The sequence below is a fragment of the Nonomuraea sp. B12E4 genome (assembly GCF_039871825.1).
Lineage (GTDB): Bacteria > Actinomycetota > Actinomycetes > Streptosporangiales > Streptosporangiaceae > Nonomuraea.
This window is the reverse complement of record NZ_JBDPME010000007.1, coordinates 329,415-342,079: the sequence shown is the minus strand read 5'-3', so window position 1 is coordinate 342,079 and position 12,665 is coordinate 329,415. Positions and strand designations below refer to the sequence as shown.

The 12,665-nt window shown below is 71.0% G+C and carries 10 protein-coding genes and 1 pseudogene; 5 read left to right on the top strand and 6 right to left on the bottom strand.

The window, feature by feature from the left end:
- Position 1 precedes the first annotated feature (1 nt).
- Together ABGB18_RS19345 and ABGB18_RS19340 are read right to left on the bottom strand one after the other, a co-directional pair.
- A complete protein-coding gene (locus ABGB18_RS19345; protein ID WP_347696912.1) occupies positions 2-1,006 on the bottom strand; it encodes a substrate-binding domain-containing protein in 1,005 nt (334 codons plus the stop codon).
- Between the two features lie 71 nt (positions 1,007-1,077).
- A complete protein-coding gene (locus ABGB18_RS19340; protein WP_347696911.1) occupies positions 1,078-1,221 on the bottom strand; it encodes a hypothetical protein in 144 nt (47 codons plus the stop codon).
- A gap of 18 nt (positions 1,222-1,239) precedes the next feature.
- On the opposite strand from ABGB18_RS19340, the gene ABGB18_RS19335 reads away from it, so the two are divergent.
- Both ABGB18_RS19335 and ABGB18_RS19330 read left to right on the top strand, forming a co-directional pair.
- Positions 1,240-3,264 (top strand): beta-galactosidase, encoded by a 2,025-nt coding sequence (locus ABGB18_RS19335; protein ID WP_347696910.1) that lies wholly within the window; start codon positions 1,240-1,242, stop codon positions 3,262-3,264.
- Positions 3,265-3,470: 206 nt separating this feature from the next.
- Positions 3,471-3,728, top strand: a complete 258-nt coding sequence (locus ABGB18_RS19330; RefSeq protein ID WP_347696909.1) for a hypothetical protein — start codon at positions 3,471-3,473, stop codon at positions 3,726-3,728.
- Here ABGB18_RS19330 and ABGB18_RS19325 read toward each other — a convergent pair.
- The 4 genes and pseudogenes from ABGB18_RS19325 to ABGB18_RS19310 all read right to left on the bottom strand — a co-directional run bounded on the left by ABGB18_RS19325 (position 3,721) and on the right by ABGB18_RS19310 (position 8,330).
- A complete protein-coding gene (locus tag ABGB18_RS19325) occupies positions 3,721-4,488 on the bottom strand; it encodes a class I SAM-dependent methyltransferase (protein ID WP_347696908.1) in 768 nt (255 codons plus the stop codon). The genes ABGB18_RS19330 and ABGB18_RS19325 overlap by 8 nt on opposite strands.
- 88 nt (positions 4,489-4,576) lie before the next feature.
- Positions 4,577-5,479, bottom strand: a pseudogene (locus ABGB18_RS19320) (RNA polymerase sigma factor); the annotation flags it as partial.
- Positions 5,480-5,841: 362 nt separating this feature from the next.
- Complete coding sequence (locus ABGB18_RS19315) at positions 5,842-7,308, bottom strand: wax ester/triacylglycerol synthase family O-acyltransferase (RefSeq protein ID WP_347696907.1); 1,467 nt, start codon at positions 7,306-7,308, stop codon at positions 5,842-5,844.
- A gap of 41 nt (positions 7,309-7,349) precedes the next feature.
- Positions 7,350-8,330 (bottom strand): winged helix DNA-binding domain-containing protein, encoded by a 981-nt coding sequence (locus tag ABGB18_RS19310; RefSeq protein ID WP_347696906.1) that lies wholly within the window; start codon positions 8,328-8,330, stop codon positions 7,350-7,352.
- Between the two features lie 81 nt (positions 8,331-8,411).
- Between ABGB18_RS19310 and ABGB18_RS19305 the strand changes: the two genes are divergently transcribed.
- From ABGB18_RS19305 to ABGB18_RS19295, 3 genes are all read left to right on the top strand, one after another.
- The gene (locus ABGB18_RS19305; protein ID WP_347696905.1) at positions 8,412-9,671 is read left to right on the top strand and encodes a cysteine desulfurase-like protein; all 1,260 of its coding nucleotides are present in this window, start codon (positions 8,412-8,414) and stop codon (positions 9,669-9,671) included.
- A gap of 247 nt (positions 9,672-9,918) precedes the next feature.
- The gene (locus ABGB18_RS19300; RefSeq protein WP_347696904.1) at positions 9,919-11,574 is read left to right on the top strand and encodes an acetolactate synthase large subunit; all 1,656 of its coding nucleotides are present in this window, start codon (positions 9,919-9,921) and stop codon (positions 11,572-11,574) included.
- Between the two features lie 40 nt (positions 11,575-11,614).
- A complete protein-coding gene (locus tag ABGB18_RS19295) occupies positions 11,615-12,595 on the top strand; it encodes a tyrosine-type recombinase/integrase (protein ID WP_347696903.1) in 981 nt (326 codons plus the stop codon).
- Positions 12,596-12,665: the final 70 nt, after the last annotated feature.

Below are 12,665 nucleotides of genomic sequence, written 5' to 3'. Positions count from 1 at the left end.
GTCATGGTTTGCCGGTGCTGGCCCTGATGATGAGGGTGGTGGCCAGCTCGATGCGGGTGCCCGCCGGGCCGCGCGGGTGGGTCAGCTCCTCGGAGACGAGCCTGACGGCCTCGTTGGCCATGTCGTCGAGCGGCTGGCGGACGGTCGTGAGCGGCGGCGAGAGCATCTCGCACAGCGGCGAGTCGTCGAACCCGACCACCGACAGGTCCTCCGGCACGCGCCCGCCGCGCTCCGTGGCCGCCTGGTAGACGCCCGCGGCCTGCAGGTCGTTGCCCGAGAAGATCGCGGTGGGCGGGTCGTCGCGGTCCAGCAGCGCGGCCCCGAGCGTCTTGCCGCCGTAGATGAGGAAGTCCCCGTAGGAGGTGAGGGTCGGATCGGGGTCGATTCCGAACGTACGGTGCGCGGCCAGGTATCCCTCGTAGCGGTCGAGCGTGCACTGCGTGTCGAGCGGCCCGCCGATGAACCCGATCCGCGTGTGCCCCAGCTCCAGCAGATGGGTGGTGGCCATGACCCCGCCCAGCCAGTTGGTGGCGCCGACCGTGGAGATGCGCGGGTCACGCTGCCCGACCGGATCCAGCAGCACCAGGGGGACGTGCAGCAGCTCCTCGATGGCCGCGATCTCCTGCTGGTTGGCCCGGGAGAGCACCAGCACCACCCCGTCGGTGCTGCGCTTGCGCACCATCCCGATCCAGCGCCGCAGGTCGAAGTCGGGCCGCGCGGACGAGGTCACCACCAGCGAGAACCCCCATCGGGCCGCCGCCTTCTCCGCACCCCTGATGAGCACCTGCGCCCACGGCGAGCCGAGCCCGTCGATGAGCAGGTCGACCAGGCCCACCCGGGGCGTGCTGGGCGGGCGCGGGGCCTCGTAGCCGAAGGCGCGCACCGCCTGGAGGACCTTGTCCCTGGTGGCGGCGGAGACGTGTTTCTTGCCGCTCAGAACCTTGGAAACCGTCGGCACCGACACTCCGGCGGCTGCCGCGACGTCGGCCAGAGTGGTGCGAGGCACAGGTCCTCCCTTTGCGTTTTCGGAAAACCGCGCGAAACAGGACCGCCCGCATCACCTGCGGGGCGAGCGAATCAATCCAGCACTGTTGACAGCACCGCCGGGCCAAGCCTAGCGTAACGCCTCGGCAATGTCACCGTAATTTTTCCGGAAAGCCAACCAGAAACTTTCTGGTCGAATGCCGTTGGCATATCCACGAAACCGGCCTCATCTTTCATGCCCTGGGAGCTCCGCAAATGACTCGCATGGACGCGTTCCGGAACCGTGTCGGGGGTTTCGCCTTCGGCGGTGACTACAACCCCGAGCAATGGGATCCGGCCGTGTGGCGGGAGGACGTCCGGCTCATGCGCGAGGCCGGGGTCAACACCGTCTCGCTCGGCGTCTTCGCCTGGGCCTCGCTGGAGCCGGAGCCGGGCAAATATGAGTTCGGCTGGCTGGATGAGGTCATGGACCTCCTGCACGCGGGCGGCATCAGCGTCAACCTGGCCACCCCCACGGCCGCGCCGCCCGTCTGGCTCACGCACCTGCATCCCGAGGTGTTCCCCGTCATGGCCGACGGGCAGCCCTTCGGATTCGGCAACCGGCTGCATTACGACCCCTCGTCGCCCATTTACCGGGAATACGCGGCCCGCATCACGACCCGGCTCGCGGGGCGTTATTCCTTCCATCCGGCGCTCGCGATGTGGCACATCAGCAACGAATACGGGCCGACGGCGTACAACGAGGCCAGTTCGGTGGCCTTCCGGGCCTGGCTGCGGCGCAAATACGGCGACCTGAAAACCCTGAACGACGCCTGGACCACCCATTTCTGGGGCCAGACCTACACCGACTGGGACCAGATCGAGGTGCCGAACATCCCGCGCACCTGGATGAACCCGGCCCGCAAACTCGACTTCAAGCGCTTCACCTCGGACGCCCTGCTGGAATGTTTCCTGGCCGAGCGGGACATCGTGCGCTCCTTCCGCGACGACATCCCGGTCGTGACCAACTTCATGCGGTTCTTCCGGCACGCCGACTACTGGCGGTGGGCGCCGGAGGAGGACGCCGTCGCGCTCGACATCTACCCCGACCCGGCCGATCCCGACTCGCACGTGTCGGCGGCCTTCCAGTACGACCTGTTCCGCTCGCTCAAGGGCGGGCAGCCGTGGCTGCTGATGGAGCAGGCGGCGAGCGCGGTCAGCCAGTGGCGGCTCAACGTGGTCAAGGAGCCGGGGCGGATGCGGCTCGGCTCGCTGCAGGCGGTGTCGCGGGCGGCCGACTCGGTGATGTTCTTCCAGTGGCGGGCCGGCCGGGGCGGGCACGAGCGGTTCCACTCGGCGATGCTGCCGCACTCGGGACCGGACTCGCGCACCTTCAAGGAGGTCCTGGACCTGGGGCGGGAGCTGAGGCTGCTGGCGCCGGTGGCCGGGACGACCTCCCGGTCGGAGGTCGCGATCCTGTTCGACTGGGACGGGTGGTGGGGGCTGGAGGAGACGGCGGGGCTGCCACGGGCCGACTTCAGCTATCCGGACACGGTCATGCGGCACTACACGCCGTTGTGGGAGCACCACCACCCGGTGGACGTGGTGGCCTCGGCGAGCGAGTTGGGGGCGTACAAGGTGCTGGTGGTGCCGAACGCGTACCTGATCGACGACGACGGCGCGGAGCGGATCCGCGCGTTCGCCCGCGACGGCGGGACCGTGCTCATGTCGTTCTTCTCGGGCGTGGTGGACGCGTGCAACCGGGTGCGGCCGGACGGGTACCCGGGGGCGTTCCGCGAGCTCATCGGGGCCAAGATCGACGAGTACTGGCCGGCCCGGCCGCACGAGGAGTTCGCCGTGGAGTTCGCCGACGGGAGGCGGGCCACCGCCACCTGGTGGCGCGACGACCTGCACCTGGAGACCGGGACCGCGCTCGCCACCTACGCCGACGGCCTGCTGCGGGGACGGGCCGCCGTCGTGGAGAACCGGTACGGCGCCGGCCGGGTCGTCTACATCGCGACCCTGCTGGAGCGGGCCGCCTTCGACGCCCTGCTGCTGGAGACGGTGGCGGCGGCCGGCGTGCGCGCGCCGTTCGACGGCCTGCCCGCCCACGTGGAGTGCGCGGTGCGGGAGTCGGCGGCGCACGAGTACGTGTTCCTCCTCAACCACAGCGCCGAGGCGGGCGCGTCCGTCCCGGTGACGGGCACGGACCTGCTCACCGGCCGCGAGGTGACAGGAGAGGTCGAGCTCGCCCCACTCGGCGCGGCGGTGATCCAGCGCCCCCACCCCCAGGCACCCTAGGGCGATCCAGCGCCCGCCTCCAGGCACCCAAGAGCGATCCAGCGTCCTGCCCGCGGGCGCTCCAGGGTGGTCCAGCGCCCCCCGCCCTCAGGCACCCCAGTAGGGCAAGGGCTCGGGCAGCAGGATGATCAGGAAGGCGCGCGCCCTGCGGCTCCCCGGCTTCGGCTGCCCCCGCCCCGCGGGCTTCGGCGCCACCAAGGAGGACTATGTCGCGTGGCTGGCCGCCGAGCTGGAGTCGATGGCGGGCGACCGGATCGACCTGGTCGGCCAACGTCCCCGTGCCCGGGCTGGCGCTGCTGCCGTCGCAGGACCCGTTCCTGGTGGTGGAGCTCGGCCCCGCGGCGGCGGCCCGGGCGGGCGCGGAGGTGGCCCACCTGCCGGGGCTCGGCCACTGGTGGATGCTGCAGGATCCGGCGGCGGGCGCGGCGAAGCTGGCGGAGTTCTGGAGCCGGTCGGCTAAGTGAGGGCGGCCCTGGCGACCCGGATCTTCGACTGCTTGTGCGGCAGCCGTTCCCAGTCCTCCATGAACACCGCGTGCAGCCCGTGCCGGGCGGCCAGCGCGATCAGGGTCTCGGTGCGGTAGTAGAAGTCCTCCCGCAGGACGTGGTGCTCCCTGCCCTCGGTCCGGTCGAAGGTGAAGTCGAACCACGCGCCGGGCTTCATGACCCGCCCGACGTGGGCGAGGCACTCCTCGATGACCTCCAGCGGCGAGTGCGAGAAGACGCTGTGCGCGTGGACGACGTCGAAATGCCGGTCGGGCAGGAAGGCGAAGCGCAGATCGCGTACGGGGGTCAGGTGCGGCAGCTTGTCCCCCAGCCCGTGCGTGACCAGCGTGTCCTGGGCCGCCATGAGGATATCGGGTGAGATGTCGATGCCGTAGTAGTTGCCGGTGTGCAGGTAGTCGATGAACAGCCGACCGGCCCGCAGGTTGCCGCACCCGATCTCCAGCATCCGGTGCTCCGGCTTGAGCCCGTGCTCGACGAGGTAGTCGAACTGCATCCGGCCCAGCGCCAGCCAGCGCTTGTGGGTGTGGGAACCGACCGCGCCCTCGGGGTCTCGGGCGGTGTCGGACTTCATGACAGCGCGGTAGTAGGAGACGTGGTCGCGCGTACGCAGCCTGAACCACGTGTCGCGGGCCAGCCGCCGCAGGTGGGGGGCGATCTTGTGCGGGTGTCTGAAGGCGTACGTCGCTTGGTGGACGAGGCTCGAACGGGAGCGATTCACGCCTCGGAATCTAGGTCACCGGCGCGGGCGAACCCATGCCCTTGGCGACAACCTTGCATTCCCGTTGGCGCAGCCTTTCTCGCCTGCCTCAGCTCAGATAGTCGCGCAGCGCCATGGCCCGGGACGGATGGCGCAACTTGGACATGGTCTTGGCCTCGATCTGCCGGATCCGCTCGCGGGTGACGCCGTAGATGCGGCCGATCTCGTCCAGGGTCCTCGGCTTGCCGTCGGTCAGGCCGTAACGCATGCTGATCACGCCCGCCTCCCGCTCGGAGAGCTGGTCGAGCAGGCTGTGCAACTGCTGCTGGAGCAGGGTGAACGAGACCGCGTCGGCCGGGGAGACGGCCTCGGTGTCCTCGATGAGGTCGCCGAACTCGCTGTCGCCCTCCTCGCCCAGCGGCGTGTGCAGGGAGATCGGTTCGCGGCCGTAGCCCTGGACCTCGATGACGCGCTCAACGTCGAGATCGCTCTCCGCGGCGATCTCCTCCGGCGTGGGCTCACGGCCGAGGTCGCTCTGCAGGCGGCGCTGCACGCGCGCGACCTTGTTGATCAGCTCCACCATGTGGACGGGGATGCGGATCGTCCTGGCCTGGTCCGCCATGGCCCGGGTGATGGCCTGCTTGATCCACCAGGTGGCGTAGGTGGAGAACTTGTAGCCGAGCTGATAGTCGAACTTCTCGATCGTCCTGATCAGGCCCAGGTTGCCCTCCTGGATCAGGTCCAGGAACAGCATGCCGCGCCCGGTGTAGCGCTTGGCGATGGAGACGACCAGCCGCAGGTTGGCCTCCAGCATCCGCTGCTTGGCCCGGGTGCCGTCGTTGGCGATCCACTCCAGGTCGGCGCGCAGGTCGGCGGGCATCGCCGGCTCGGTGTCGAGCCGCTCCCTGGCGAACAGGCCGGCCTCGATGCGTTTGGCCAGCTCGATCTCCTGCTCGGCGGTGAGCAGGGGCACCCGCCCGATTTCCTTCAGGTACGTCTTGACCGAGTCGGCGCCGACGACCAGGCCACCATCGGCGCCGACGTCGTCCAGCTCGAGAACCTCTGCTGCTTGGGACAAATCAATCTCCTCGCTCGCGTGGAATGATCGGGAAGGCCGGCGGATTTGACCATGGACACCTGGACGTCGGACACGGTAGAAGCGAGCGACCGGACGGTCACCCTTACCACGCTACCTAACGGTTGCCGATGCCCGGCTCAACCCGGGCGTCCCTCGCCGTGCCGTGCCAGGTCACGCGGTGCCCACCCGGACGAAAGCTCCCCTCCTCCGGCCCGCGCGCCCTCGGCGTGCCGGCACCCCCGTCGCCGGCACGCCGTAATCAAAGTCCCACACGCCACCGACAGTTTCCGGGGAGGCTACTGAGGCGGGGAGGACTCGGCGTCGCGCAGCTCGTCGAGGGAGTCTCGCAGATGCACGGTCAGCTCCCAGGGGTCCGGCACCATCTCCCGGTCGGTGACGACGCCGATGTCGAGCGAGCCGTCGTAGGAGAAGGCGGTGATGTTCACGCCGCCGCTCACGTCCGTGATCACCGACACCGGATAGTGGGTCAGCAGCCGGACGCCGCACATGTACAGGGGGAACTGGGGGCCCGGCACGTTCGAGATGGCCACGTTGATCGGCGGCGCGGTCTGGCCGACGAGCGAGAACGCCGAGCGCGCGGCCAGCCCCATGAGCGCGGCCGGCATCGACTCGCTGAACTCGCGCAACCACCGCGCGGGCGCCAGGGAGAACCGGTCCTTGATCCGCTGCATCGCGTGCCGCACGTGGTGCAGCCGGGCGACGGGGTCGTCGATGTGCACGGCGAGCGGCGCCGTCATGATCGTCACCTGGTTGCCGGGGCCCGCCACCCCGGCGGCGCGCAGCGAGAACGGCACGCCCGCCACCAGTGGCTGGCGCGGGATGCCGCCGTGCGCGGCCAGCCACCGGCGCAGCGCGCCCGCGCACACGGCCATGACCACGTCGTTCACGGTCACCCCGAACGCCTTGCGGACCTGCTTGATCTCCTCCAGCGGCAGCGACACGAACGCGAAGCGCCGGTGCTCCGACACGGGCCCGCTGAAGGGCGTCTTCGGCGCGGGCAGCACCGGCAGCTCGGGCAACTGCCCGGCCCCGGCCAGCCTGCGGGCCAGCCCGGAGACCAGCCGGGTGCCCGGGATCCGGGAGGCCAGCGGGATCTCGTCCAGGTGGGGCACGGCCCTGGCGACGAAGCGCACGGCGGCGGCGGGGTTGCCGGCCAGGTGGGCCAGCCCGCGCGCCACCATCTCCGCCGGCCCTGGGGGCGGCTCGTCCCGCTCGGGCTCGACGGCGGGCCCAGTGGTGGGTCCTGTGGCGGACACGGTGAGGGGCACAGCCGCGGGCTCGGGGCCGAGGTCGAGCAGCGCGGCCAGGACGTCGGCGCCCCCGATCCCGTCCACGGCCGCGTGGTGGATCTTGGTGTAGAGGCCCATCCGGCCGCCGCGCAGCCCGTGGATCAGGTAGATCTCCCACAGCGGCCGGCGGCGGTCGAGCCGGCGCGGGTGCAGCCGCGAGACCTGCTCGGCGAGCTGCCGGTCGTCGCCGGGCGGCGGCAGCCCGATCTCGCGTACGTGGTAGTCGAGGTCGAGATCGTCCTCCTGCATCCAGTACGGGTGGTCCAGCCCGAACGGCACCGGGGCGAGCTTGCGCCGCAGCGCGGGCACGTACGGGAGCCGCTGTTCGAGCAGCGCCTGCAGGTCGGCACGGTTGACGTCACCGTCGAGGATCGCCAGGCCCGCGATGTTGGCGACGTTCGTGGCGGTCTCGAAATGGAGGAACTGCGCGTCCAGCGCGGTCAATTGGGGCATCTACCAGCACCTCCCTTCAGCATCGATCAGACACGAACCGGTCATGCTCCGTCCATCGCCACTTCGAGGGACGCCGACGTGGCATCGGGCTCGGCGAACGCCAGCAGCCGCAGCCCCTCCTCCTCCAGCAGGTCCAGTGAGGTGGTGGTGAACGGGCTGACGAGCAACCTGGCCTGCTTCCCCGTACGTTTGATCTGCCAGGTCCCGGCGGCGAACCCGTCGACCAGGTAGACCGCCTTCACCCGCAGGTTCTTGGTGGCGACCCGTCCCTTGAACTCCTCGGCCAGCACGCGGGTGCGGTCGGCGTGTCCCAGGATCAGGGTGTCGAAGTCGGGCAGGAAGCGCACGGGCGCGGGCACGTCCCCGCCCGGCCGGGGCGCGTCCGGCAGGTCGAACAGCTCCCTTCCCGCGACGTCGGTGAGCCTTTCCAGGTCCATGCCCTTCATGAGGGGCTTGATGCCGCTCAGTCCCGACCAGGTCTGCACGTCGGCGGGAGTGGCGGGGCCGAACGCGGCCAGGTACCGCTCGATCAGCGTGCGCGGGTCGGCGGGCGCCAGGTCGAAGCCGGGCAGTGCGAACGCCGGGTCGCGCGGGAAGCTCCACCGGTCCTCGGTGGGCACCATGACCAGCGGGGTGAGCATGCGTACGGCGTACCCGAGGGCCCGGTCGTACGCGCCGGGGAACTCCTCGAGGAGCCGCGGCCGCAACTCGTTGAACGTCATGGGCCCCCGCGCCAGCAGCCGGTCGGCGGCGGCCACCACGGCGTCGAAGTCGATGCCCTCGAAGCGGCGCGCGGCGGCGGCCAGCACCGGCCGCAGCACCGGGCGGAACGCGGCGAAGTCCGCGGCCGTCACCAGGTGCAGCGTGGCCCGCCACATGGTGGCCCGCACCAGCGTGCCCGCCCGCAGCGCCGCGTGCAGGCCGTCCCGCTCGAACCCCTCCAGCCGCGTCCAGATCCCCAGGTACGGGGGCCGCGGCTCCTGCGCCTGCAACCCGGCGAGCCGGTGCACGACCTCGGCCATATCGCCTTTATGGCGTGTGAGAAGGTGCTGGCGGGCCAAAGTGGCCCGGTTGAGGTCTAGAAGGGTGAGCATTTACCTATCATGCTCGATTCGCCGGAATTCCCCATCGCACGCGTTCGCGCCTCTTACCCTGCCCTCTCCGATGGTTACGCCTACCTTGACGGTGCGGCCGGCACCCAGGCTCCGCGGTCCGTGATCGACGCCATCTCGGCCGCCTACCGCGCCGGGATCGGCAACGTCGGCGCGGCGTTCCCGGCCAGCCACCGCTCCGACGCCATCGTGGCCGCCGCCCGCGCCGCCGTGGCCGACCTGGTCGGCGGGCATCCGGACGGGGTGATCCTCGGCCCCAACATGACCACCCTCACCTACCGGCTGTCCCGGGCGCTGGTGGGCCCCGGTGACGAGGTGGTGCTGTCCAGGCTGGACCACGACGCGAACGTGCGCCCGTGGACCCAGACCGGCGCCACCGTCCGCTGGGCCGACGTGGATCCGGTCACCGGGGAGCTGCCGGTCGAGCAGTACGCCGAGCTGATCAACGAGCGCACCAGGCTGGTGGCGGTGACGGCGGCGAGCAACATCCTCGGCACCCGGCCCGACGTGGCCGCGATCACCGAGCTGGCGCACCGGGCGGGCGCGCTCACGTACGTGGACGGCGTGCACTCCACCGCGCACGGCCCGGTGGACATGCGCGAGCTGGGCGCCGATTTCTACGCCACCAGCGCGTACAAGTGGTCGGGCCCGCACATCGGCGCGGTGGTGGCCGACCCGGCGCTGCTGGAGGCGATCAGGACGGACAAGCTGGCCTCCTCGCTGGACACGGTGCCGGAGCGTTTCGAGACGGGCACGGCCTCCTTCGCGGACCTCGCGGGGGTGACGGCCGCCGTCGACCACCTGGCCGCGATGGTGCCGGACCCGGGCACGGACGGACCGGTGCCGGACCCGGGCACGGACGGACCGGTGCCGGACCCGGGCACGGACGGACCGGGCACTCGCCGGGAGCGTCTGCTGGCCTCGATGGCCGCGGCGGAACGGCACGAGCTGGAGCTGTTCGGCGTGCTGCTGGCGGGCCTGGAGACGATGCCGCACGTCACCCTGTACGGCAAGCCGGCCAGGCGCACCGCCACCGTTTACTTCAACGTGGCCGGGCGCGCCCCGCGCGAGGTCGCCGACCACCTGGCCCTGCTCAAGGTCAACGTCTGGAACGGCCACAACTACGCCTGGGAGCTGACCGCCGCCCTCGGCATCCGCGACTCGGGCAGCGCCGTACGCGCGGGTCTGGTCCACTACAACGACCGCTCGGACGTGGACCGCCTGCTCGACGGGGTGGCCAGGCTGGGCTGAACCAGCGCATCCCGCCTCAGGGCGGTATCGATCGCCCTGGCGTCCGTTGCCCTGAGCCCGGCGGGGGCTCAGGGCAGGGCAGCGCGGACAGACCGGGATGAATATGGGCAGGGATACGGTTACTGACCCTGGAACCTTGACGTGGGCCGCCTGCGGGCCGTCGGACTACGTGAACCTGTGGAAAGTCCACTGGAAAGTCCACGTCACTCCACACAAACGGCGCCACACACGGAAGAAGGCGTTTCACATGTCCCGGCAGGCCGACGCGGCCCGTCTCATCGTGCAGGCTCTGGAGGCGGAGGGCGTCGAGTACGTCTTCGGCATCCCAGGTGAGGAGAACATCCACTTCGTCGACGCGCTCAAAGACTCCTCCATCCGCTACGTCCTGGTTCGCCATGAACAGGGCGCGGCGTTCATGGCCGAGATCTACGGCCGGCTGACCGGCAGGGCGGGGGTGGCCTCGGCCACGCTCGGCCCCGGCGCGATCAACCTGCAGCTCGGCGTCGCCGACGCCACCACCAACAGCACCCCGGTCGTGGCCATCACGGCGCAGGTCGGGCTCGACCGCATCTACAAGGAGTCGCACCAGGTGGTGGACCTGGTGTCGTTGTTCAGGCCGATCACCAAGTGGGCGGAGCTGACGCCGTCGGCGCAGGCGCTGCCCGAGATGATCCGCAAGGCGTTCAAGACCGCCCAGACCGAGCGCCCCGGCGCCGTCTACCTGGCCATCCCCGAGGACGTCGAGGCCGCCGAGGTGCCCGGCGACCTGCGCCCGCTACCGGTGAACCGGGTCCGCCCGCAGGACCCCTCCCCCGCGCAGATCGCCCGCGCGGCCGACGTACTGGCCACCGCGCAGCGGCCGATCGTGCTGGCCGGGCACGGCGCGACCCGCGCCGGGGCGTCGGCCGCCCTCGTACGCTTCTCGGAGCGGCTCGGGCTGCCGGTGGCGACCACGTTCAACGGCAAGGGCGTCTTCCCCGACGACCACCGGCACGCGCTCGGCGCGGTGGGGTTCATGCGGCACGACTACGTGAACTTCGGGTTCGACGAGGCCGACGCGCTGATCACCGTCGGGTACGAGCTGCAGGAGTTCGACCCGGTCAAGATCAACCCGAACCGGGACAAGAAGATCATCCACGTTCATCAGTTCCCCGCCGAGGTGGACGACCACTATCCGGTGGCGGTCGGCGTGCAGGGGGACATCTCCCGGTCGCTGCACGCGCTGGCGGACGCGGTGCACCGGCGCTTCGAGGTCAACGGCACCGGCGAGCGGATCCGGCGCATAGTGCGGGAGGAGCTGGAGCAGGGACGTACGGAGGACGGGTTCCCGCTGTCGCCGCGCCGGGTGGTGGCCGACATCCGGGACGCGATGGGACGCGACGACATCGTGCTGGCCGACACGGGGGCGGTGAAGATGTGGATGGCCCGCATGTATCCGACGTACGAGCCGAACACCATGCTGGTCTCCAACGGGCTGTCGTCGATGGGCTTCTCGGTCCCCGGCGCGCTGGCCGCCAAGCTGGCCTTCCCGCAGCGGCGGGTGCTGGCCGCGACGGGTGACGGGGCGTTCCTGATGAACTCGCAGGAGCTGGAGACCGCCGTCCGCGAGCGGGTGCCGTTCGTGGTGCTGGTGTGGGTGGACGACGCGTACGGGCTGATCGAGTGGAAGATGGACCTTGAGCTGGGCCGCAACTCCAACATCGCCTTCGGCAACCCCGACTTCGTGAAGTACGCGGAGAGCTTCGGGGCGCGCGGCTACCGCGTCACCAGCGCGGACGAGCTGCTGCCGACGCTGCGCAAGGCCCTGGCCGACGACGTGGTATCGGTGATCGCGGTCCCGGTCGACTACTCGGCGAACCTGGAGCTGACCAGCAAGCTGGGCGACCTCACCGGCCCCTTCTGACCTGGACGGCCCGGCACCCCCGAGTCGTAAGATCAGCCTGGTGAGCCTGCCTGTCGTGCCCGAGAGTCCCGCGTCGGCGGCGGTGCCGGTCGAGCCGGCGCGCGACCCGTACCACGTCTATCTCGACTCGCTCACCAGCCAGGAGTCGCGCCGCACGATGCGCGGCTGCCTCGACCGGCTGGCCCGTCTGCTCACCGGCGACGAGACGGCCACGGGCGCGGGCCAGCCGTGGCACCTGCTGCGTTACGAGCACACGGTGCGCATCCGCACGATGCTCACCGACCAGGGCTGGTCGGCGGCCTACGTCAACAAGCACCTGGTGGCGCTGCGGCGGGTGCTGAAGGAGGCCTGGCGGCTCGGCCAGACCAGTGCCGAGGACTTCGCCCGCGCCTCCGACCTGGCCCCGGTGCGCCAGAGCCGCCTGCCGACCGGCCACCACGTGCCGCCCGAGGTGGTCGGAGCCGCCCTGTCGGCGTGCGACGACTCCCCGGCCGGGATCCGCGACGCCGCGCTGATCGCCGTCCTGTACTCCACCGGCTGCCGCCGCGCCGAGCTCGGCGGCCTGCTCCTGTCCGACTACGACCCGGGCACCCGATCGCTGCGGGTGCGCGGCAAGCGGGACAAGGAACGCCTGGTCTACCTGACCGCGGACGCGATCGGCCTGGTCGAGCGCTGGCTGGCGATCCGCGGCGCCGTGCCCGGCGCCCTGTTCAGCCCGATCAGCCGCTCCGGCCACCTGCGCGAGCGCGACGGGCGCCCGGTGGGCCTCACCGGGCAGGGCATAGCCGACATCCTGTCCCGGCGCCTGAGCGAGGCGGGCGCCGCCCGACGTACGGCCCACGACTTCCGCCGCACCTTCATCGGCGAGCTGTTGGACGCGGGCGTGGACCTGGCCACCACCCAGGCCCTGGTGGGCCACTCGTCCCCGGCCACCACGGCCCGCTACGACCGCCGCCCGGAGAAGACCCGCCGCGACGCCGTGGACCGCCTGCGCTTCCCCACCGCCCGCCCCCTGACCTGACCGCCCCGACCCTGACCTGACCGGCCCTGACCTGACCGGCCCCTGGACCTGGGCCTGACCGCCTCCATGG

Coding starts and splice junctions, on each gene's coding strand:
- ABGB18_RS19340 (WP_347696911.1), bottom strand. CDS start 1,221: ATGAAAGATGAGGCCGGTTTCGTGGATATGCCAACGGCATTCGACCAG.
- ABGB18_RS19335 (WP_347696910.1), top strand. CDS start 1,240: ATGACTCGCATGGACGCGTTCCGGAACCGTGTCGGGGGTTTCGCCTTC.
- ABGB18_RS19330 (WP_347696909.1), top strand. CDS start 3,471: ATGTCGCGTGGCTGGCCGCCGAGCTGGAGTCGATGGCGGGCGACCGGA.
- ABGB18_RS19315 (WP_347696907.1), bottom strand. CDS start 7,308: ATGCCCCAATTGACCGCGCTGGACGCGCAGTTCCTCCATTTCGAGACC.
- ABGB18_RS19310 (WP_347696906.1), bottom strand. CDS start 8,330: ATGGCCGAGGTCGTGCACCGGCTCGCCGGGTTGCAGGCGCAGGAGCCG.
- ABGB18_RS19305 (WP_347696905.1), top strand. CDS start 8,412: ATGCTCGATTCGCCGGAATTCCCCATCGCACGCGTTCGCGCCTCTTAC.
- ABGB18_RS19300 (WP_347696904.1), top strand. CDS start 9,919: ATGTCCCGGCAGGCCGACGCGGCCCGTCTCATCGTGCAGGCTCTGGAG.